Source organism: Oscillatoria sp. FACHB-1407 (assembly GCF_014697545.1).
Taxonomy (GTDB): Bacteria; Cyanobacteriota; Cyanobacteriia; order Elainellales; family Elainellaceae; genus FACHB-1407.
Genome location: NZ_JACJSA010000002.1, coordinates 177,030 through 197,071, shown reverse-complemented (window position 1 = coordinate 197,071; position 20,042 = coordinate 177,030). Strand labels below are relative to the sequence as shown.

Annotated in this window: 20 protein-coding genes; 11 read left to right on the top strand and 9 right to left on the bottom strand. The window is 50.1% G+C overall.

The window, feature by feature from the left end; translation table 11 throughout:
• Positions 1-20 precede the first annotated feature (20 nt).
• From H6G89_RS04075 to H6G89_RS04060, 4 genes are all read left to right on the top strand, one after another.
• Entirely contained in the window at positions 21-164 is a 144-nt protein-coding gene (locus H6G89_RS04075) for a hypothetical protein (protein WP_190504399.1), read from the top strand.
• Between the two features lie 91 nt (positions 165-255).
• Positions 256-2,256 carry an ABC transporter ATP-binding/substrate-binding protein gene (locus H6G89_RS04070; protein ID WP_190503999.1) on the top strand — a complete coding sequence of 667 codons (2,001 nt, stop codon included), beginning with the start codon at positions 256-258 and terminating at the stop codon, positions 2,254-2,256.
• A gap of 123 nt (positions 2,257-2,379) precedes the next feature.
• Complete coding sequence (locus tag H6G89_RS04065; protein WP_190504360.1) at positions 2,380-3,222, top strand: nitrate ABC transporter ATP-binding protein; 843 nt, start codon at positions 2,380-2,382, stop codon at positions 3,220-3,222.
• 561 nt (positions 3,223-3,783) lie between these two features.
• Complete coding sequence (locus H6G89_RS04060) at positions 3,784-4,635, top strand: DUF6671 family protein (RefSeq protein ID WP_190503998.1); 852 nt, start codon at positions 3,784-3,786, stop codon at positions 4,633-4,635.
• Positions 4,636-4,670: 35 nt separating this feature from the next.
• On the opposite strand, the gene H6G89_RS04055 is transcribed toward H6G89_RS04060, so the two are convergent.
• Complete coding sequence (locus H6G89_RS04055; protein ID WP_190503997.1) at positions 4,671-5,072, bottom strand: response regulator; 402 nt, start codon at positions 5,070-5,072, stop codon at positions 4,671-4,673.
• 124 nt (positions 5,073-5,196) lie between these two features.
• On the opposite strand from H6G89_RS04055, the gene H6G89_RS04050 reads away from it, so the two are divergent.
• The 3 genes from H6G89_RS04050 to H6G89_RS04040 all read left to right on the top strand — a co-directional run bounded on the left by H6G89_RS04050 (position 5,197) and on the right by H6G89_RS04040 (position 6,538).
• The gene (locus H6G89_RS04050; protein WP_190503996.1) at positions 5,197-5,334 is read left to right on the top strand and encodes a hypothetical protein; all 138 of its coding nucleotides are present in this window, start codon (positions 5,197-5,199) and stop codon (positions 5,332-5,334) included.
• A 353-nt stretch (positions 5,335-5,687) separates the two neighbouring features.
• On the top strand, positions 5,688-6,119 hold the full coding sequence (locus tag H6G89_RS04045; protein WP_190503995.1) for a hypothetical protein: 432 nt from the start codon (positions 5,688-5,690) through the stop codon (positions 6,117-6,119).
• Entirely contained in the window at positions 6,116-6,538 is a 423-nt protein-coding gene (locus H6G89_RS04040; RefSeq protein WP_190503994.1) for a GNAT family acetyltransferase, read from the top strand. The genes H6G89_RS04045 and H6G89_RS04040 overlap by 4 nt, the downstream gene beginning before the upstream one ends.
• Here H6G89_RS04040 and H6G89_RS04035 read toward each other — a convergent pair whose 3' ends face one another.
• From H6G89_RS04035 to H6G89_RS04025, 3 genes are read right to left on the bottom strand one after another with little or no spacing between them, the layout of a single operon-like run.
• Positions 6,539-7,108 carry a sugar O-acetyltransferase gene (locus H6G89_RS04035; RefSeq protein ID WP_190503993.1) on the bottom strand — a complete coding sequence of 190 codons (570 nt, stop codon included), beginning with the start codon at positions 7,106-7,108 and terminating at the stop codon, positions 6,539-6,541.
• The gene (locus H6G89_RS04030) at positions 7,086-7,658 is read right to left on the bottom strand and encodes a GNAT family N-acetyltransferase (RefSeq protein WP_242059817.1); all 573 of its coding nucleotides are present in this window, start codon (positions 7,656-7,658) and stop codon (positions 7,086-7,088) included. Before H6G89_RS04030 ends, H6G89_RS04035 begins: the two co-directional genes overlap by 23 nt.
• The gene (locus tag H6G89_RS04025; protein WP_199336520.1) at positions 7,658-9,118 is read right to left on the bottom strand and encodes an alpha-amylase; all 1,461 of its coding nucleotides are present in this window, start codon (positions 9,116-9,118) and stop codon (positions 7,658-7,660) included. Before H6G89_RS04025 ends, H6G89_RS04030 begins: the two co-directional genes overlap by 1 nt.
• Positions 9,119-9,235: 117 nt before the next feature.
• Here H6G89_RS04025 and H6G89_RS04020 point away from each other — a divergent pair, with 117 nt between their 5' ends.
• The gene (locus H6G89_RS04020) at positions 9,236-9,379 is read left to right on the top strand and encodes a hypothetical protein (protein WP_190503991.1); all 144 of its coding nucleotides are present in this window, start codon (positions 9,236-9,238) and stop codon (positions 9,377-9,379) included.
• Positions 9,380-9,609: 230 nt separating this feature from the next.
• Positions 9,610-10,305 carry a 2-C-methyl-D-erythritol 4-phosphate cytidylyltransferase gene (ispD, locus tag H6G89_RS04015; protein ID WP_190503990.1) on the top strand — a complete coding sequence of 232 codons (696 nt, stop codon included), beginning with the start codon at positions 9,610-9,612 and terminating at the stop codon, positions 10,303-10,305.
• Here the strand turns inward: ispD and H6G89_RS04010 are convergent.
• Positions 10,271-12,301, bottom strand: a complete 2,031-nt coding sequence (locus H6G89_RS04010; protein WP_190503989.1) for an alpha/beta hydrolase — start codon at positions 12,299-12,301, stop codon at positions 10,271-10,273. The two genes, ispD and H6G89_RS04010, sit on opposite strands and share 35 nt — an antisense overlap.
• Before the next feature lie 626 nt (positions 12,302-12,927).
• Positions 12,928-14,037: a tetratricopeptide repeat protein gene (locus tag H6G89_RS04005; protein WP_309229574.1), complete on the bottom strand. Its 1,110-nt coding sequence runs from the start codon at positions 14,035-14,037 to the stop codon at positions 12,928-12,930.
• A 233-nt stretch (positions 14,038-14,270) separates the two neighbouring features.
• On the opposite strand from H6G89_RS04005, the gene H6G89_RS04000 reads away from it, so the two are divergent.
• Positions 14,271-14,606 carry a YbjQ family protein gene (locus H6G89_RS04000; RefSeq protein WP_190503988.1) on the top strand — a complete coding sequence of 112 codons (336 nt, stop codon included), beginning with the start codon at positions 14,271-14,273 and terminating at the stop codon, positions 14,604-14,606.
• A gap of 113 nt (positions 14,607-14,719) precedes the next feature.
• Here H6G89_RS04000 and H6G89_RS03995 read toward each other — a convergent pair whose 3' ends face one another.
• From H6G89_RS03995 to H6G89_RS03985, 3 genes are all read right to left on the bottom strand, one after another.
• Complete coding sequence (locus H6G89_RS03995) at positions 14,720-15,454, bottom strand: DivIVA domain-containing protein (RefSeq protein ID WP_190503987.1); 735 nt, start codon at positions 15,452-15,454, stop codon at positions 14,720-14,722.
• Positions 15,340-15,915, bottom strand: coding sequence for a pantetheine-phosphate adenylyltransferase (gene coaD / locus H6G89_RS03990; protein ID WP_309229573.1), 576 nt, complete (start codon positions 15,913-15,915; stop codon positions 15,340-15,342). The genes H6G89_RS03995 and coaD overlap by 115 nt, the downstream gene beginning before the upstream one ends.
• A 239-nt stretch (positions 15,916-16,154) precedes the next feature.
• The gene (locus H6G89_RS03985) at positions 16,155-18,296 is read right to left on the bottom strand and encodes a recombinase family protein (protein WP_199336519.1); all 2,142 of its coding nucleotides are present in this window, start codon (positions 18,294-18,296) and stop codon (positions 16,155-16,157) included.
• A gap of 187 nt (positions 18,297-18,483) precedes the next feature.
• Here H6G89_RS03985 and H6G89_RS03980 point away from each other — a divergent pair, with 187 nt between their 5' ends.
• On the top strand, positions 18,484-19,830 hold the full coding sequence (locus H6G89_RS03980; RefSeq protein WP_190503986.1) for a proton extrusion protein PcxA: 1,347 nt from the start codon (positions 18,484-18,486) through the stop codon (positions 19,828-19,830).
• Positions 19,831-20,042: the final 212 nt, after the last annotated feature.

Sequence of the window (20,042 nt, the reverse complement as noted above, 5' to 3'; positions counted from 1 at the left end):
TGGTCAGTGGTTAGTGGTTGATGGTCATGAGTCAGTGGTCAATGGTCATGAGTCAGTGGTCAATGGTCATGAGTCAGTGGTCAATGGTCATGAGTCAGTGGTCAATGGTCAATGGTCATGAGTCAGTGGTCAATGGTCAATGGTCAATGGTCAATGGTCATTAGTAACTGATTAACAATTCACCAATGACGATTGACTATTGACCTTCACTCTTCTTTTTCTCTCTTCATTCTTCTCTCTTCTTTTTCCTTACCTATGTCTACCTTTGTTGCTGTTGATCAAATTGAAAAGGTCTTCCCCCTGACTGGGGGCGGTCAGTATATCGCTCTCAAAGGCATTGATCTAGAAATCAAAAAAGGCGAATTTATCTCCTTAATCGGTCACTCAGGTTGTGGCAAATCGACGCTGCTCAACATGATTGCCGGACTCGATCTGCCAACGGACGGTTTGGTGACCCTAGAAGGCAAACGCATTGATAGCCCTGGTCCCGATCGCATGGTGGTGTTTCAAAACTACTCCTTGCTGCCCTGGATGACCGTACGCGAAAACATCTCCCTGGCTGTAGATGAAGTTTGCAGAGATTTGCCAAAAGGGGAACGTCGCCAAATCGTTGAGGAGCATATTGATCTGGTCGGCTTGCGTCACGCGGCGGATCGCCAACCGGCTCACCTCTCCGGTGGTATGAAACAACGGGTGGCGATCGCTCGTGCCCTGGCTACTCGTCCCAAATTGTTGTTGTTGGATGAACCCTTTGGTGCGTTAGATGCCTTAACTCGCGGTAATCTGCAAGAGCAACTCATGCGGATTTGCGAACAAAATAATGTAACGGCTGTCATGGTGACTCACGATGTGGATGAAGCGGTATTGCTCTCCGATCGCATTGTGATGTTGACCAATGGACCCGCCTCCAAGATTGGCGGCATTTTAGAGGTTGATATTCCCCGTCCGCGCAAGCGCATGGAGGTAGTTAGCCACCCCAGCTATTACAGCTTGCGGTCAGAGTTGATCTACTTCTTGAACCAACAAAAGCGCATCAAGAAACTGCAAGCCCGCAAACAAGTGGCGATCGCCCACCATGGCTTAGAAAAAGTCAACCTCGAAATTGGCTTTGTGCCCCTAACGGCATGTGCTCCAGTGGTGATTGCCAAAGAGAAAGGCTTCTTCACGAAGCACGGGTTAGACGATGTGCATCTCGTGCGGGAAACGAGCTGGCGCGGAATTGTCGATGGTATTACGGGCAAGTATCTGGATGCGGCTCAAATGCCTGCGGGAATGCCTGTTTGGCTCTCTACTGGAGGACACCAAGAGACCCCAGTGCCCGTGGTCAGTGCTCTGACCATGACCCGCAACGGCAACGCCATTACCCTCGATCGCAAGTTCTACGATCAGGGCATTTATTCCGCCAAAGATGTCAAGCGCATGTTGCTGGAGTCCGTAGATCAGCAGCACACCTTCGGCATCGTCCACCCCTCCTCGATGCACAATCTATTGTTGCGCTATTGGTTAGCGGCGGGCGGCATTGACCCTGATAAGGATGTCAGTCTCAAGAACCTGCCTCCAGCGCAGATGATTGTCGATCTCAAAGCGGGTAGCATCGATGGCTACTGCGTTGGCGAACCCTGGAACCTGCGTGCTGCCATGGAGGGCATTGGCTTTACTGTGGCAACCGACCTGGAAATTTGGGACGGACATCCCGGTAAGGTATTGGGCGTTCGGGAAGAGTGGGCAAACCAATATCCCAACACTCATATTGCGCTGGTCAAAGCTCTATTAGAAGCGTGCCGCTATTGCGCCGATGAAGCCAACGCGCAGGAAATTCGTGAAATCCTGGCGCGACGGGAATACATCGGCACCAGCGTCGATTACATCCATTTGGGCAACCCCAACCAGATGACTTGCAATTTGGAAAGCCCCATGCGGGAATATGCTCACCACCTGTTCTATGGGCAGGGTGTCAACCGCCCTAGCCGTTCAGAACACTTGTGGATGATGACCCAGATGGCGCGTTGGGGTGACATTCCCTTCCCCCGCAACTGGCTGGAAGTGTTAGAGCGGGTTTGTCGCGTTGATGTGTTTAGCACCGCCGCACGGGAGATTGGCATTCTGGATGTGAAATATCATCGTGGACCCATCCAACTTTTTGATGGCATTCCCTTTGATGCTGATGAACCGATCGCCTATCTCAATAGCCTCGCTATCAAGCGTGATTTCAGCGTGGCAGAAGTGGCGATTGGCTCTCGCCGAATTGCGGCTTAAATTCTCGACATCCGCCTGAGGAGATTCAGGTATTGCTCATCTGCCTGAATCTCTGGCGTTGCTCATGCACTGTCGTTCATTCATCAATTCAAGCCTATGTTGTCGTCTAATCCTATTACCCAAATGTCTACGGCTACCATTCCGCAATCTGTTCCAGACCAACCGAAAGCTGGTAATGCGTTTCTCACCTTAAACAACGTCACCAAGATCTATCCAACGGCATCGGGTCCGAACGTTGTTATTAAAGACATCAACCTGACTGTGCGGGAAGGTGAATTTATCTGCGTCATTGGTCACTCTGGATGCGGTAAGTCTACCCTGCTCAACACCATCTCCGGCTTTGCCACACCCGATCAGGGTGAGGTGTTGTTACGGGGTAAGAAAGTGACTCAACCCGGCCCCGATCGCATGGTGGTATTTCAGAACTACGCCCTGTTGCCCTGGTTGACTGCCTTCGAGAATGTCTATATCGCAGTTGACTCAGTGCATCCTCGCAAACTCGAAGCCGAAAAGCGGGCGATCGCACGAGACAACCTGGCAATGGTGGGTTTAGCCGATGCAATGGATAAGAAACCCCCACAACTATCAGGGGGTATGAAACAACGGGTGGCGATCGCACGGGCATTAGCGATTCAACCTGAAGTGCTGATCCTGGACGAACCCTTTGGCGCATTGGATGCCATCACCAAGGAAGAACTGCAAGAGGAACTCTTGAAGATCTGGCAAGAGCACCGTTGCACCGTGTTAATGATCACCCACGACATTGATGAGGCGTTGTTCCTTGCCGATCGCCTGGTGATGATGACCAATGGCCCTGCGGCTGGGATTGGTGAAATTCTCGATATTTCCTTCCCACGTCCTCGCGATCGTGCCCAAATTATGGAAGACCCGTACTACTATGATTTGCGGAACCACGCCCTCGACTTCCTCTACAACCGCTTTGCCCACGATGAGGATGCGGCGTAGGTTAGCAACCAAACCCGTTTCAAATCCCCGGTTTCTTAGTACTGTGATTCACAGATAGGGTTTGGAAATAAAACCAGGGGGGTATGGGGGCTTCGCCCCCTGTCAGGGGTGGAACCCCTGCACCCCGAATTCCCACCCCTATTTACGACGAGTTGTACTCAGGATCGTGAATTAAATAACCTGAAAAACGGTAACCTCCTGTACGGGCGCGGCATTCGGCAGAGGGTTCTGAAACGATGGCAAAGGCGTTTGACCGAATGCCACCCCCCTACGCCAGGAATTACACCTTAATAAATTCGCGATCCTTAGGAGCTGATCGGGCTTGTCTGATCACGTTACTAGAAGCCGGGGATCTGTCGCGGCAATTGATCCTCAATTCAATCATCTGAATTAGGGCGTAGCATTCGGTAATATAGGGATTGGTCAATTATCACCCTATGATTTAACCGAATGCTGTGCCCCTACAGGCATTGAACAATTTCCTTCCATCCCTTATCCTTCCTCTTTCTTCTTTTTTCCTTCTTCTTTCTTCTTTTTTCCTTCTTCTTTCTTCTTTTCCCTATGTCTTCTTTGTTTCACGGGCGAGTCGGAGTCATTGCCACAATGCACCACAAAGAGTCCGTCATGGCTCCCCTGTTAGAACAAGCCTTAGGGATTCGTACGATCGTTCCAAGTCACTTCAACACCGATACGTTTGGAACCTTTACACGGGATGTGAAACGTCCGGGCGATCAACTGCAAACCGCTCGTCTCAAAGCTCAGGACGCAATGGCATCAACTGAATTAACCCTTGGCTTTGCCAGTGAAGGCAGCTTTGGCCCCCACCCAGCGATGCCGTTTGTGGGATGCGATCGCGAAATTGTCATGTTAGTCGATCGCGATCAGGCGTTAGAAATTGTCGGGCAGGCACTCTCAACGGATACCAACTACAACCAAACCCAGGTAAAAACTGTAGATGCTGCCTTCAAGTTTGCCGCTCAAGTTGGCTTTCCACAGCATGGCTTGATTGTCATGCCTGATCCTCATACGTCACAACCCTCCGCGATCGTCAAAGGTATTACGACTGAGACTCAACTGGAAGAGGTGGTTACTCAGTTACTGAGGCAAGTTGGGCAGGCACACCTCGAAACGGATATGCGAGCCATGTTTAACCCGACTCGTATGAAGGTGATTGCCCAGGCAACTCAAGACTTATTACGTAAGATCAGCCAGACCTGCCCCCAGTGCGGCACTCCGGGGTTTGACGTTGTAGATCACAAACCTGGGCTTCCCTGTGGGCTGTGTGGCTTCCCAACCGGGTTAACTCTAGCTGACATTCAACAGTGCTCAAAGTGCGGTTTCACAAACACCGTGTACTTTCCCAGGGGTCAAGAAACGGCTGATCCTGCCCAGTGTAACTATTGCAACCCTTAAGAAACGTCCGCCAAAATCCTTGCTCCAAACTCAAGTTAAGAAAGCCGTTGCCGTTGAGTGGCTAAATGGGCGATCGCCCCAACTAATGCCTGTTGATCAATCGGCTTTGCTAAAAAGAATTGATAGCCCGCTAGCATGGCTCGCTGTCCACTTTCTTCATCAACCATCGCAGTGATGGCGATCGCCGTTAGGGCTCCCCCACGATCTAAACCATTGCTTTTAATCTGGTGCATCAACCGATAGCCGTCGGTTTCGGGCATAGCAATGTCACTCAGCAAGACATCCGGTTGTTGACGCTCTAAAATCTCTAGAGCTTCAGTGGCGGATGCGACGGATGTCACGTTTGCCCCTTCCTGTTCAAGGATGTAAGTCAGAAGAAAACGACTATCAAAGTCATCATCTACGATCAGCAATGAAAGTTTGTCTAAAACGGTCATCCACTTCCCCCATTCACTGGAGCTTCACTTTTGCCTACAACTTATCTATTTCTAAAAAGTTGTTTTTTCAAAGCCGTCAACAGGGTTAGCTTAATTAACGTTAATTCGGATTAAGTCCTAGGGGATGAGTTCGCGACTATCAAAACGAAGTCTGCCGACGCGGACTACCGAAAATCCCAGATCTGCTCAACCGACGCAGGTCAGTTTTGCTCCGATAGCTGCGGTTTCAACCGCCAAAATCCTTATCCCGAACTCAGGTTAATTAAATGCAAACTACACACTGTTCAAAGATACTGCAATTTGACATGAAATCTTTAATGTTTTTTTAACAAACTGCCTTAAGACAGAGTTTGCGATCGCATTGCCAATGGTGACGGGCTGACGTGGTTATAGCTTTGGTCAGAAAACTTAGAACAAAGGAAATGGCTTATGCTCTATGTGATTTGGACAAATCATCCTAAAAATCGGTCATAGCTACCCCATTGACCGCATTAACCCTGCTATCTAAACGTCTTATTTAGAAAAGCCCCCTCAATTCCTTGAAGTGGATCTTCAAGGAACCAACATCTAAATAGTCATCCTTCCACAGTTCACTCGTAGGAAAGCCCCATAATCATGACTGCATCATTCGCTTCCGAACAACCCGTCCCCCAGTGGTTTCGCTATTGCTTATACCTCTCAGCTGCCATTAGTTTTTTGGGAGCCGTTTTCTTCTCTCCGCCCATCTATTTCACCCGTGGCATCAAGATTGGATTACCTGCTGATGCCGCTCCGTTTTGCCTGTGGATCATTACTGCCTGGATTTTTATTTTGGGCGTGGGTTATGCCTATGTTGCCTGGACTAATCAACTCCAAAAATTCTTTATTGCAGTGTCAGCTGCATTTAAGTTGTCGATTGGTGTGATCTTGCTGGTGTACTGGTTCAATGGAACGTTGCCCTGGATCTCCGCTTTAGTGGGTTTCAGTGATGTATTTTTTGGTCTTGTTTTTATCATTGTGTTGTTGCAAGCTTCTAGCAGTCGCCAATCACAACCCAGTGTGACATGATCATTCGCGTGTTTGAGCCAGCGGATGAGTCGGCGGTCATTGCGTTATGGCAGCAGTGCGGTTTGACTCGTCCCTGGAACGACCCTCACAAAGATATTCGTCGCAAACTTCAGATACAACCCCAACTCTTTTTGGTTGGTGTCATTGAGCAGGCGATCGCTGCAACGGTGATGGCAGGCTATGAAGGGCATCGGGGTTGGATTAATTATCTGGCGGTGGCTCCCCAGCATCAGCGACAGGGACTTGGCAAAGCAATCATGGCAGAAGCCGAGCGACGGTTACGCGAAATGGGTTGCCCTAAAATTAGCCTGTTGGTGCGATCGAGCAATCGCGAGGTGATTGAGTTTTATCAGCAGTTGGGGTTCACAATTGACGATGCGGTGAGCCTCGGCAAACGGTTGGAACACGACGATCGCTAACTAATCGATGGTTCTCAAAACTCGACAGGGATTACCCACTGCAACCACATTGGCGGGAATATCTTTGGTAACGACGCTACCTGCCCCAATCACAGTATTATCGCCAATGGTGACTCCAGGACAGACGATCGCACCCCCTCCAATCCAGACATGGTTGCCGATGTGAATCGGAGCAGCGAGTTCTTTGCCGCTCGCCCGAATGGTTGGATCGATGGGGTGATATGCCGTGTAAAGTTGCACATTGGGTGCCATCAGCACATGGTTACCCAGATGCACTTCGTTGCAATCTAAAATGACGCAGTTGAAGTTCATATACACGTCATCTCCAGCATAAATATTGCTGCCGTAGTCGCAATAAAACGGGGGAGTGATGTAAATGTTTTGTCCCACTCGACCAAACAATCCTGTGATTAACTCTGTGCGTTTGTCCAGTTCATCTTCTGTTGTGCTGTTATAAAGCCGTATGAATTGGGTTGCGCGTCGTCGATCTGCGACGAGTTCATCATCAAACGAAAGATACAACTCACCTGCCAACATTTTTTGCTTTTCAGTCTTGGATTGGTCTGTCATGGGTGGTTCTCTCAATAAATGCTCTGTTAATCAGCAGCTTGATATCTGCCCAACCATAGGCAACCTCAACGAGGTCTTTGCCACCAATATTAATAGATTGTTGCTTGATGGGTTGTCCCCCTAATTGTTCGTAAAATCGGCACGCCGGATTGTTGATTAATGCCCACACTAGCATTGATGAAAAACCAGATTGTTCTAGTTGTGTGGCGATCGCCCCTACAAGACCCCGCCCATATCCCTGACGTTGATAGGCTTGCAGAATATAGATGGCATACAACTCACCCCCAAAGGTTGGATGTTTAGTGCGTTCTGCCCCACCGTTGGCAAAACCAATCACCTCATCTGATGCGTTGAGAGCCACAACAATGTGATGGAAGTTGGCTGTAATCGTGAACCATTGCTGCCAGCGAGCCTCAGACTTTTTGTAAGACATCTCCTCAAGGTAGCGATCGGGCACAATGCCCCGATAGGTCGTGCGCCACGCATCCACATGGACACGGGCGATCGCTGCGATATCATCAGGCGTAGCAGGGCGAATCATCGATTGCATCAAGACACTTTTGCTCCAACATGAATCGCAACGGCTTCCATTGGCAATGCCGTAATTGTCGCTTGTCCCTGTGCATTCACTGCGATGGCTTGAGTGCGATCGCCACAGGTACGTCTATTCCTCTCCACCTCACTCTTGAGAATGTTGCAGTAGGTTCCTTGAGGCAGATCAGTTTGAAAGGTGTGGGTTAAAACAGTATCTTCCCGGTTGATCACCACAAACCCTTTGTCACCGCGACCAAAGGCAATTTGATTATTGCCGTTACTCCACCAGTGAGTCACTGCGGTATCTGTCGTGATGTTACGAAACTGAATCATAGGGGCGATCGCCGTATAACGGTGCTCACACACCCATTCCCCAAAGCAAAATGCCTGGTCGCCTCGATACACCGGATGAGTCTTGCCGTTGGCATCGGCGGGGGGACCCTGATCGCTGTTAGTAAAACGGTAGCTCGACATCACCTGTGGATAGCCGTAGGGAAACGCCAACATAAATACATTCGCCAGATCATACAACTCTGGATCTTGGTGCGTCAGATAGGTGCCACCGCCACCATGTCCCCGTTGTTTGTCGTGGTTATCAATAAACACGATCGCCTTATTACTGGGCATCAATCCCCAACTTTCACCCAACGTCTCTAACTGGGCGATCGTTTGCCCCTCAATGCCCATAAATTTGGCACCGACCTTTTTGCCATACTCAAACTCAATCACATCTCCATTAGGGTAATACTCTGTCTTTTTAATCGCTTCATTGCCGGGGTCAATAACTTCTTGATAGATGTAAGGCTCCTTAGTTGTTTGGCGATCGAGCAATGCCAGAATTGCGGCAATATCCTGACTTTCCATGTGTTTTGCCGCATCGATACGAAATCCATCGACTCCTAAATTCAGCAGGCTAATCAAATACTCCACAATACGTTGTTGCACCTTTGGTGAACTGGTTTTGAGATCGGGCAATCCCACCAATTGACAGTTCATCACCTCATCGCGGTTGGTATAGTCCCTAATGTTGCGATCGCAGCTATGGAAGTCAGAGGGTTGATACAGATCGGCATAATGATAACGAATAAACGGGGTGCCCGCACTCCCAACGCCTGACTCCTGGGCTGTCATGTGGTTGATCACTGCATCGGCATACACCTTGACTCCAGCTTGATGGCATCGCTGAATCATGTTTGCAAGCTGGGTGCGATCGCCACTGCGGCTCTGCAACTTGTAACTCACGGGTTGATAGCGTTGCCACCAGGGAAACCCCTGCTCCGCAACCACAGCATGTTCGTTTGGAGGCGAAATCTGCACGGCAGCGAATCCCTGCGGACCTAAAAACGTCTCACATTCCCTGGCGATGTCATCCCATTGCCACTCAAACAAATGAACAAAGGCAGTTCGAGGTAGCGTTTTCGACTCACCCGATATCATGTCACTCCGTAACGAGAACCCAATGATGAGTACTGTCATTAACGAAAGAATAAACACCACCCAGAAGAAGCGATTGCCCATAAGTTCAGGAACTCAAAAACTATTTGATCATAGTTTCTTGCAACAAATTAAAGGGTGAAAATTCGGGAAAGATGGATGGTTAATGGTCAGTGGTTAATGGTTAATGGTCAATGGTTAATGGTTAATGGTCAGTGGTCAATGGTTAATGGTCAGTGGTTAATGGTCAATGGTCAATGGTCAGTGGTTAATGGTCAATGGTCAGTGGTTATTAGTCAATAAGTATTAACCAGTGAGTATTAGCCAATGGATATTGTGGTCAAATGTTGAGATGCTATTAACGATGCCATTAACGGCTAACGGCGATGCCATTAACAAGGTCTGTTCACGATTCATGATCAACTCATGATTCACAAGTCGCCTTTCACTCGTTTTTCCCTTCTTTTTTCAGTCTTCCCCTTCCCACTTCCCACTTCCCATGGCAAATTGATTAAAGTCATGAGGAACACATTGTGTATCTGTTAATTCCAGCCGCAGGATCAGGACGACGCATGGGGAGCAACCGCAACAAATTGCTCCTACCTCTTTTAGATCGCCCTTTGCTGGCTTGGACATTGTTAGCTGCAAAGCAATCCCAACACATTCATTGGATTGGCATTATCGGTCAACCTGATGATTGGCAAGATTTCAAGGAAATTGTCACCAGTTTGGAATTAACGAAAATGGTGCATCTGATCCCCGGAGGGTCAACCCGGCAGGAGTCGGTCTATCGCGGCTTACAGGGGCTTCCGGCGATCGCTGAGCGGGTGTTGATCCACGATGGGGCACGTTGTCTCGCTACACCAGAGCTATTCGATCGCTGTTCTGAGGCGGTGATGAACTGTTCAGGCTTAATTGCGGCGATCCCTGTGAAGGACACGATCAAGGTTGTCTCCCCAGGCAGTCGGTTGATCGAAGACACGCCCGATCGCAGTCGCTTATGGGCAGCCCAGACTCCGCAAGGGTTTGGGGTAGAGCAACTGTTGCGCTGTCACGCAGAGGGTGTGCGCCAGAACTGGGAAGTTACCGATGATGCGGCGTTGTTTGAGCAATGTGGGTTGCCCGTTCAGATTGTGGAAGGGGAAGAAACGAATCTTAAGGTCACGACCCCGGTAGACTTGGCGATCGCTGAGTTTATTCTCCGGCAACGTTTTCAGACTTCGGCATAACCCACGGTTGACTGGGTAGAAAGCGAATTGGACTCCCCTCGACCAGTCTCGCGATCTCGGCTTTGATCACCTCATCCGAGAGAAAAGGACTGGCAGTTAGCAAAAATTGCAGAATTTGAAAGGAGCGGGTCTGCGTCTGAAAGTATCCCCCATGAATATCGAGGCGATTAATACCTGTGGTTGATCCCAACGCAAACCAGGCAATATTCAGCGCATCAATCAACAATCCATTGATGCCATTCAGCTTGAAGGGAACGCTATTCACCCCACCATCTTTACCAGAACCTCCCATCTCAGAGCAGTCCAGATAGTTAAACTTGCGAAACAACTCATACGAGGAGGTCGGTTGCACGGCCTTTTCCGAGTGCAACATGATGCGAATGTAGGGCAGATACTCCGGCACAGTGGGTTTCTCAACACGGATGTCTTGCCTGGTCGGAGCGTTGGATTTGAACTGTTTTCTAGATTTGGCTTTGGGGGCTTCGCGCAGATACACATTCCCTAAGCGCAATCCTGCCATTTGAATGCTCGGTTCAATGAACCAATTCGCCAGGGTTGAAAGATAGCGCAACACAAAATCGCGATCGCTCGACATCAGATAGATCCGCCGACATCGCCGCATGGCAGACCGCACATAGTTGTTGCGTCCCTCCCGCAAAAACTCTAAGGGAATGTCTGGCGATGCCAGGATCAGTTTGTCAAGTTCCAGATGTTCCCCAATATCATCGGTTTCATCTTCGTTGAAGTTCAGATCTGAGTCAGGTTTGAGAGTGCCGTGATCGTCCTTACCAAATCGTTCTGACAGGGTTCGCAGCATGTTAACCACCACCAATGCCCCCATACTGTGTCCCAACAAATTCACCTTGATGCGGCGATTGCGATCCGATTTGCCGTTTTGGCTCGATCGCACTGCCCAGTTTTCAGGCTTGTTTAGGGCTTTGTCGAGTCGCCAGAAAAACTCTGCCAGATCGGGTGCGCCATAGTGAATTGCCCGGTAGCGATCGCGCTGGTAAACCACAATCCGCAACAGCAAAAACAGCAGCAACCACAACATAAAAATAGTGGGAATGAGCCAGTGCAATTGCACGGCATAGTCCGCTACCAGGCGAATACGGCTCCATTCTAAAAGCGGAACCAGTGGTGGAACCCGTTCCAGCAAGGTCAATAGAGGAATGCCCAGAAGCCGCAGAAACAGATAAAGCAGCGTGCCAAAAATAGCAGACAGCACACTTAACACCAGCAAAAACTTCAGCACAATGCCCGGTGCTCTGCGATAGTCATTCCACAAGCCCGGACTGGTAACGGGCTGTTCGCTGGGCCAGTGATATCCAATAAAGAAGTGGTCGGGGGTGAAGGGTGGAGTCCCGGTTTCAGTGTCGGGGGTGTTGAATCCCTTCGCCTCATCCTGAAAGATGTGATAAAAGCTCTCGGCATGGTTGGAATAACCATGGGTTCGTAATGTCAGTCGATTGACATCGTGAGCGTGAACCAGTTTGGCGAGTTCGTCTACATTAAACAACGGACGAAAGCGATCGCTTGGGGGCAACACACGATCGACCTCCAGCGATACGGGCGCAGTGCTGACCACCAAAAACGTATTGGGATGAATGCGATCGGCGTAAATATCAAAGTTGCGGCTGATGGATTGCGCAAATCGCTGAGATTTCCAGGCGTTGAGGGTGTTGATGACAAAGTCTTCTGTGACCTGCTTGTCAAAATCAGGGTGTTGAGCCGGATCGACACCCTCTCGCAAGAGTTGAACAATCTCTGTTTCGTTTAACCCGGCGTAGATGCGTTTGCCCGCTGTTTTTGCCACCCCTCCCTCCGCTGGAACGGGATACGCCAGTTGGACGATCCGCGCCTTAGTCCACCAATCCGACAGGGGTGCCGCATTACGAGTAATGGATTCCAGCCAGTTGCGATCGTTCTGGATAGTTTGAGCCGATTTTTCATCCCACGAAAAGGGAGCGCGATCGTAAAGGCGTTTAATACCCATTGGTTGCCTGGAGGAATGTGAACTGACGATGCTAATCCTAACCTTTAGAGGGTATACCAATTCTCAAAAGGAGAACGACAGATGCGTTAGGGGCAGTTCGCGAACCGCCCTTACAGATATAGCGATTACCACTTTATTGAGGGCAGAGGGGGTGTGGGGGCTGCGCCCCGCAGCCAGGGGTTCTATCCCTGCACCCCGTCCTAACCCAAGTGGCTACGGCTATACATGCCTTACAGATGTATAGATCTATAACTCAAATTTATAGAAATGGTATTAGATTAGCGATCTGTTGATCAGCATTGTCAATCCCGTCCGTTCAGTCAATCCCATCCACACAGAAATTAAAGTTAGGCAGGACACTCCAGCAAAAAATGGGCATGGAGCAAGCTTAGGATCGCGAATTTATGAAGGTGTAATTCCTGGCGTAGGGGCGCAGCATTCGGTCAAAAGCCCTTGCCATTGTTCCAGAACCCTCTGCCGAATGCCACGCCCGTACAGGAGGTTGGCATTTTCAGGTTATTTAATTCACGATCCTTAGGCAGATTTTGTTCTGGTAGCGTTCGGCTGAGGCTCACGCCGAAGTCTGCGGTTTTAACCGCCACTCCCCTAACCGTCAGATGCACGCCTTAAAGTTCTCGCAGCACTGCCTCAACCGTGTCCACACCTTCACTGTTGCCCTGTTGTTGGTACAGGTTACGGGCTGTTTCCAGAGCGGCGATCGCCTCTTGATTGCGTTGTCGTCCTTGCAGAGCCAACCCCAGGTGATAGTGCCCATTTGGGTTGTCGGGGGCTAACTCAACCACGCGACGATAGGTGACGATCGCCCGCAGGTAATCTTGCTGCTCTAGCAACAATTCGCCCATCAACTCGTGGGCTTGCACTGAACTGGCATCGGCGGCGATCGCCTGTTGATAGTATTCGAGGGCGCGATCGACGTTGCCCTGTGACCGCAAAATGTTGCCGACTTGCAGGTGAATTTGCACGTTGCGCGGCTCTAACTCTGCTGCCCGTTTGAGTGCCAGCAAGCCGTCATTGACGTTTCCCAGACTTAATAGGGCAACCCCCAAATTGACCTGAATACTGCCACGACGGGGTGCCAGATCGGATGCTCGCTTCAGGATATCTGCTGCCTCTTGAAACCGCCCCTGCTGAATGTAGACGGCTCCCATGAATTCATACACTTGAGTATTGTTAGGACGCAGGGAGATTACCCGCTGGTATGCCCGAAGTGCGCCATCGTAGTCACTCTGGCGGGTCAGCACAACCCCCAATCCTAAAAACGCCTCAACATTGTCGGTGTCTAGCTCGGTTGCCCGACGGTAGGCAGTCGCTGCTGCCCCATAATCACCTGCATTTGCCAAACTAAAGCCAAGCGCGTAGTGAAAATTGGCATTTCGGTCGTCGAGAGCGATCGCCCGTTGATAAGCATCCACCGCTTCTGCAAAGTTTTCCTCACGGGCATAGCAAAAGCCGATCGCCGAGAAAATTCTGGCATTGTCTGGGTCTAACGCCGCTGCTTCACGATACGTGGCGATCGCCCCTGCACAATCATTAGCTTCTACCAACTCACGCCCCCGCCGCAGCAGTGCGTTGATGCGTTGAGCACTATTCTGAGCGACGCTTTCCTCCAGGAGGGTTGGACTTGCCGTTGGGGTTTGGGCGAGCGCAACCTGTGGAATGAACGGTGCCACTCCACCCAGTAATACAAGGCTCGCCATTAGTAGAAATCTATTCACGGTTAACCGTCCTATTCACTCCGCTATCCTTTGTGATGTTTTCTGAAATAGGTCAGATTGTCAATGCACTACACAAAATTGCATTTGAAATCAGGGAAATTATTGAAATTTATTATTTTTATCAATCGTCCATCCCCAATTGCAGCGTGAATTGACCAAATTTCATGAGATTGTTAGGGGTGCAGGCATTGCAATTCCTGCTCAGTGTTCCCAATTGTCGGAGGAGTCAAGGCATGATTTTAGCAACAACCGATGTCATTCAGGGTGCGATCGTCGAATCCTACTTAGGGGTCGTCACGGCCGAGGTGGTTTATGGTAGCAACGCCCTGCGTGACTTTTTTGCTGGCATTCGCGATATCGTCGGTGGACGCACTGCCAGTTATGAGCATGTGTTTGAGCGGGGGCAACAAGAAGCCCTGGAGGAATTAGCCCATCGTGCTAATCGCTTGGGTGCCAATGCTGTTATTGGGATCGAAGTAGACACGGGTACCATCAACATCGATCAGGCAGGAGTGCTCTTGCTGATCACCGCGACGGGCACCGCCGTGAAATTGCAAGGAAATTATTAGGAACCCGGGGAGTAGGGAATGGGGATTGGAGAGTAGAGGAAAGAAGCGGTGAAGAGGTAAAAGGGTAAAGGGAATAAGGAACATTCCCTATTCCCCACTCCCTATTCCCTGCATCAACTCTTGCGCTCAGGGGGTTTATTTGAGATGGGTGGGCGATTTGCCGTAGTGTTGGATGTTGTCCTTGGTTGGGGCGCAGATTCAAGCTGAAGTTGTTGGCGGCCATTGCGAATCACCCGCAGCATCTCCGCCAATTGTTGCTCCATATCCCGCAATACACTGTCAGCGTAAGCATCTGCCCCGGCTTGAATCTCTTCAGCTTCGGCGATCGCCCGTCGTCGAATTTCCTCTAAATCTTGCTGAGCCTGTCGCCGCATCCGCTCGATCTCAGCCATTGTTTGTTCCTGGGCTGCTTCACATTCCTGCTTCATCTGCTGGCGAATCTGATTCACCTCTAACTCTGCCTGCCGCACCAGATTGGTTTCATCGAGAATTTGAGCGGCTCGCCGCTCAGCGGTTTCAATAATTTCCTGGGCATACTGCTCTGCCTCTAACAAAATTTCTTCCTTTTGTCGGACGATCTCCACCGCCTCTTGAAACGCAGGCGGCAGGTTGATCCGGATCAGATCAAGCTGATCTAAAAACTGCTCCTCATCCACCAACGTCCGCCGACTGAGGGGAATGCGAGGGCTGTCCAGAATCATCTCTTCCAGCTTATTGAGTTCACGCGCAATATCTACACCCCCGACTCGTGTTGCCTCTCCATAGGCAGCGGCGTTGGAGGATGCTCCTGAAGTGGGGTTGGCTCCACTGCGATCGGGGGTGATACTGGGGGATTCTTGGCGTAGCATCGGTGAATATCCAGAGCAACAGGTTGAGGAACGAGGTGATCGACAGGACCACCAAACTTAGCAATTTCCTTAACAAGACTACTGCTAAGGAAACTGTACTCGTTTGAGGTCGCCAAAAAAACGGTTTCGATATCGTCAGACAGGGTTTTGTTCGTGTGCGCCATCTGGAGTTCCTTCTCAAAATCGGAGAGAACTCGCAAGCCCCGCAACAAAACCCCCGCTTTTCGCATTCTCGCATAGGTTACAGTCAAGCCGTCAAAGCTGTCTACTTCCACATTGGGTAGATGGCTGGTTGACAGGCGGATCTGCTCTAGTCGCTTTTGAATCGTAAACAGAGGAGTTTTGCTCACGTTTCGTGAAACGACGACAATCACGGTGTCATAGAGGCGACAGGCACGCTCAATGACATCTAAATGTCCCAAGGTAATTGGGTCAAAGCTACCAGGGTAGACTGCAATCACAGCAATTTATCACATCGATGTGAGTATAGGTTTTTAGTAACAGTCACGGCGGTTAGACACAGCAGCTCGAACGGCGGGCAGGAACATTGCCCCACCCCCTCCGATGCCAGTGTCTTAAGCCATTGGGGTACAGCGATAACTGGCTGAAGCGAACATTATACCGAAAGCCTGACCCTCGTTCCGGAAGGTGTCAGGTCATTATACAGGGAAGCCTCTAAATTTCTTGCACCGTTTTTGGGTTAAACCTCAAGGGCAAGCTCCTGCGTCACGGGGATCGCTCGATTGACAAGGGTTAAAAGCGGACCATTTTGTTCTTGCCCGTTGGTTGCCAGGTCACTATGGCATAGGTAGAGGCGGTGATTTCCAGGGGAGAAATGCTTTACATCGCTCACCCGTCCCAGCAAGTCGAGCAATTGCCGCTGTAACCGTTGCTGATCAAATGCCAGAGCATCTGCTGCCGTCCATGCCCGTCCAGACCAGCTTTGCAGGAATAATGGTGCACCAAACAACGCCCCTCCTCCGGTCAACCAGAGCGATGATCCTGCATCCAACCAAAACTGCCAGCGGTGAGCACGTCGATTCGAGCGATATTGAAAGATCGTTGCCAGGGTCACCGCTTGACTCGTGCCTCCTACCGGACGAGCCGGATAGGGGTCTGCGGTAATCGTGCCGTTTTGCAAAAGCTGGATGAATTGTCCTACTGTCGCACCGATGGGCATCTCCGATCGCGCTTGAGTCGGGGCTAGTTGGGTGTCACTCTGCCGCAGTCGCTTGTCCACATCCCAATAGTGCTGTGCCGTTTCCATCAGTTCGCGCAGGGCAGCCAACTGGTCATAGGGTAGGTGACTACCCCCATAAAAAAAGTGCTGAATGGCGCGATCGAGTAGCGTCACTGGGCTGGGGATCAGACGTTGTTGCTGTTGCAAAATCTGCGCCTCTAGCCATTGCAGAATGGCTGTGTAGGACTGGGTCGCTCGAAATCCCAGGCGATCCCAGCGCGGAAAGTGGGTGGCGGGCAACAGGTGGGGGCGATCGAGATCAGAGACAAAGCAATGGTCGGTGAGCAGCCCTGCCCGGACGGGATCAATCGCCGCTAACTCCAACCCGGTTTGTCCCTCAAACACCGCAGGCTGACTGAGAACAACCAGCATCTCAGCCACCGCATCTGAGGTTAACCGATGCCCCAAGCCAGGGTAGACGAGGGCTAACAGTGTCAACAGCGATCGCACCAGTGAGGAACTGATCAGCGGTTGTTGGTCACTTAAGGACTCAACCGCAATGCCCCGATTCATCAGAATTTCTTTTAGAGTGTAGCGAGCGATCGCATCCAAACCAGGACCAATGACCGCAACCTCCTGCGGTTCTACCTGACGGGAGTGAATCGCCTGGGCGATCGTCTCTGCCGTCTGTCGCAACAGTTGCGCCCTGGAGGTCGTTTGAATACCTTGAATCGCTGCTGGCAACTCCGGCAGTAAGAATGGTTCATCAACCCAACCGACGATCGCTGCTCCCCACTCTGCCCCCAGAGAAGCATCAACGGGTTGGGTGCAAGGCTCAACCTGACAGCGATCTGCCAGGTTCACCAAACACTCTGGGTCAGCCCCTAAGCCCAACCGCAGAGAGCCATTGGGGTTAAAGGTAAAACAACCTGGAATGCCGTGATCAAGCAAGGTGGTAAAGAGGGTCTGGGCGATCGCTGGATACTCATCGACATCATCCGCAAACAGGCGGTTATAACGTCGAAACAAGTGCTGTTGGTAGGTCGCATCGGGCAACAAATGCCGCCCATACAACTCCGTGAGAATGCCATAGGTCAACAACCCCCGCTCCAGGCACCACTCCCGCCATTGCAACAACACCTCGCCGATACACTCCCACAGCGCATCAGACCCACCTTCCTGCCCTGCAAAGCCGTTTTTCAGCATCGTAGCAATATCTTCGGTGGGCACCTCCGCTAAAGCGGCTAACTGCAACAAGTCGAGCGATCGCCGCACCATGTAGTAATCCGGCACCCCTTCCTGACGCAATCTGCCACTCTCTAGCGGCTCAGACCACAGTTGAGTCGCCAATTCCTGCTCCGTTTCCGGGCGCAGCCGCAGGGGAAATTGGGCGGGTAACCCTAGCTTTTCCACCAGCAGGGGGTAAAACAAAATCACTTCATCTTGAAAAAAACCTAAAGGGGTAGTGGAGTCAAACGGCACCTGTCCCTGCGTTGCCTCTGCTAGACGATCGGCGAGTTCAAGACGGTTGTCACCGTTTGCGGCAAACACCAGGGCGATCGCCGCAGAGACAGATTGAGGGGCGATCGGGGTAGGCTGCGACCAGGCGCAAAAGCGATCGATCAACCGGGTTGTCTTACCACTACGAGCGGAGCCGCTCATCCAAATAGAATCAGGAGACACCAATTTCACTTTGATACACTTGTTATGATCCTAACCACTCCACTCTTAAAATTTGGTGAGTGACTTCACTATTTGTCGTTTTTGAAGGCATAACTTTAGAAACGTTCCTGTTCCATTTATGCTTAAAAACGTGTTTTAAAACACATCAAATGCCGCTTAGTTACCTATGAGAAGTCCCATTTTTTCGACTCTGAGGGAGTATTTTCGAACTGCTAATCAATGGTTTTTTAAGACACCTGAACGGGCTTTAGATGAAGCCTATGAAGCTGCCTTAATGATTAAGGCGATTGAGGACGCTCATTTTGGTGGCGGTAGAATATCGCCTGATTTTGGCAACTACAGTCAAAGCGAACGTGCCGTTTTTCAAGAAGACCTTAAAACAAATTTAAGTATTGTCAAATTGAGATTGGCGGAGTTTAGATTCAGTCGTTTAATCATGCGCATCTCTAACCGCCCAATCACCGAAGTCGAAGTTGAGGATGAAGAGAGCGAAGGCGTGATTGTCAACGTCATCGACAAGCAAGCCGTCATCCTGAGAAAGCTGCGCATCATTGATGAAGTGATTGCCCGTTATGAAAACGTCCCCTCCAGTTCATCATTGATTGTCGTTCCAGAATCTAGCCAGCTTGAGCTTAACGGGCAAACTCCTCGTAGCCCCCGAACTCAGTCCAATCTGGTCAGAGCACAATCCGGGGGCGAGGATGTGGCATCCATTGTGGATAAAACGGGAGTTTTACCACGCTCCATTCTTAAAACGGTCGATCGCATTAAGCGAGAATTAGACCCGAACGCTGAAGAAGAAGTTGTTGAAAATTTTCGCAACTCTAAAGCCAGAACTGTTATTTCTCTAAGGCTTGTTTTACTGCTGATCATCGTTCCTCTCTTGACCCAACAATTAACTAAAAACTTTATTGTTGGTCCCATCGTTGATCGCTTCAGAAGTAACGAAGAAGCAGAAGTTTTTTTGAATCCTGAAATGGAGGAAGAAGCCCTGACAAAATTGCACCACTTTGAGGAGCAGTTGAGGTTCAGAGCACTTGTTGGTCAGGCTCCAGCACTCAATGATGAGGAAATTGAAACTCAAGTCAGGGAGAAGGCGATCGAGCTTCAGGAAGAGTTTCGTTATCAGAGTAATGACGCCGTTAAAAACGTCTTTGCCGATATTTTCTCGATTGCTGCTTTTGCAGGAATTATTATCACCAGTCAGCGAGAAATTGCGGTCTTAAAGTCATTTATTGACGAATTGGTATATGGCTTAAGCGATAGTGCAAAAGCTTTTATTATCATCTTGTTTACGGATACATTTGTTGGGTTTCACTCTCCCCACGGCTGGGAGGTGCTGTTGGAGGGCATCGCCAAACATCTTGGTTTGCCCGCAAATCGCAGTTTTATCTTCCTTTTCATTGCGACTTTCCCGGTTATTTTGGACACAATTTTCAAATATTGGATTTTCAGATATTTGAACCGGATTTCTCCATCGGCGGTTGCTACTTATAGAAACATGAATGAATAATTAAGGTATGGGTCAGTGGCGATCGCCCATTGTTCCCATATTCCTATTGGCGTGTAGTTTAAGACGATTGACAACAACCATCCCAATTGGGATAGGAACGGGATGCAAGGATGAAACCCTTGGCTGAGGGCACCGCCCCTTATCCCCCCATGTTCACAAATCGTTTGTGGACACTGTAACGGCTGTCGATCCGCTCAGAACCGCTCATTATT

Bases quoted from the DNA above. Each gene is read 5' to 3' on its own strand.
- H6G89_RS04075 (WP_190504399.1), top strand. From the start codon at position 21: ATGGTCATGAGTCAGTGGTCAATGGTCATGAGTCAGTGGTCAATGGTC.
- H6G89_RS04070 (WP_190503999.1), top strand. From the start codon at position 256: ATGTCTACCTTTGTTGCTGTTGATCAAATTGAAAAGGTCTTCCCCCTG.
- H6G89_RS04065 (WP_190504360.1), top strand. From the start codon at position 2,380: ATGTCTACGGCTACCATTCCGCAATCTGTTCCAGACCAACCGAAAGCT.
- H6G89_RS04060 (WP_190503998.1), top strand. From the start codon at position 3,784: ATGTCTTCTTTGTTTCACGGGCGAGTCGGAGTCATTGCCACAATGCAC.
- H6G89_RS04055 (WP_190503997.1), bottom strand. From the start codon at position 5,072: ATGACCGTTTTAGACAAACTTTCATTGCTGATCGTAGATGATGACTTT.
- H6G89_RS04050 (WP_190503996.1), top strand. From the start codon at position 5,197: ATGAGTTCGCGACTATCAAAACGAAGTCTGCCGACGCGGACTACCGAA.
- H6G89_RS04045 (WP_190503995.1), top strand. From the start codon at position 5,688: ATGACTGCATCATTCGCTTCCGAACAACCCGTCCCCCAGTGGTTTCGC.
- H6G89_RS04040 (WP_190503994.1), top strand. From the start codon at position 6,116: ATGATCATTCGCGTGTTTGAGCCAGCGGATGAGTCGGCGGTCATTGCG.
- H6G89_RS04035 (WP_190503993.1), bottom strand. From the start codon at position 7,108: ATGACAGACCAATCCAAGACTGAAAAGCAAAAAATGTTGGCAGGTGAG.
- H6G89_RS04030 (WP_242059817.1), bottom strand. From the start codon at position 7,658: ATGCAATCGATGATTCGCCCTGCTACGCCTGATGATATCGCAGCGATC.
- H6G89_RS04025 (WP_199336520.1), bottom strand. From the start codon at position 9,118: ATGACAGTACTCATCATTGGGTTCTCGTTACGGAGTGACATGATATCG.
- H6G89_RS04020 (WP_190503991.1), top strand. From the start codon at position 9,236: ATGGTTAATGGTCAGTGGTTAATGGTTAATGGTCAATGGTTAATGGTT.
- H6G89_RS04010 (WP_190503989.1), bottom strand. From the start codon at position 12,301: ATGGGTATTAAACGCCTTTACGATCGCGCTCCCTTTTCGTGGGATGAA.
- H6G89_RS04000 (WP_190503988.1), top strand. From the start codon at position 14,271: ATGATTTTAGCAACAACCGATGTCATTCAGGGTGCGATCGTCGAATCC.
- H6G89_RS03995 (WP_190503987.1), bottom strand. From the start codon at position 15,454: ATGCTACGCCAAGAATCCCCCAGTATCACCCCCGATCGCAGTGGAGCC.
- H6G89_RS03985 (WP_199336519.1), bottom strand. From the start codon at position 18,296: ATGAGCGGCTCCGCTCGTAGTGGTAAGACAACCCGGTTGATCGATCGC.
- H6G89_RS03980 (WP_190503986.1), top strand. From the start codon at position 18,484: ATGAGAAGTCCCATTTTTTCGACTCTGAGGGAGTATTTTCGAACTGCT.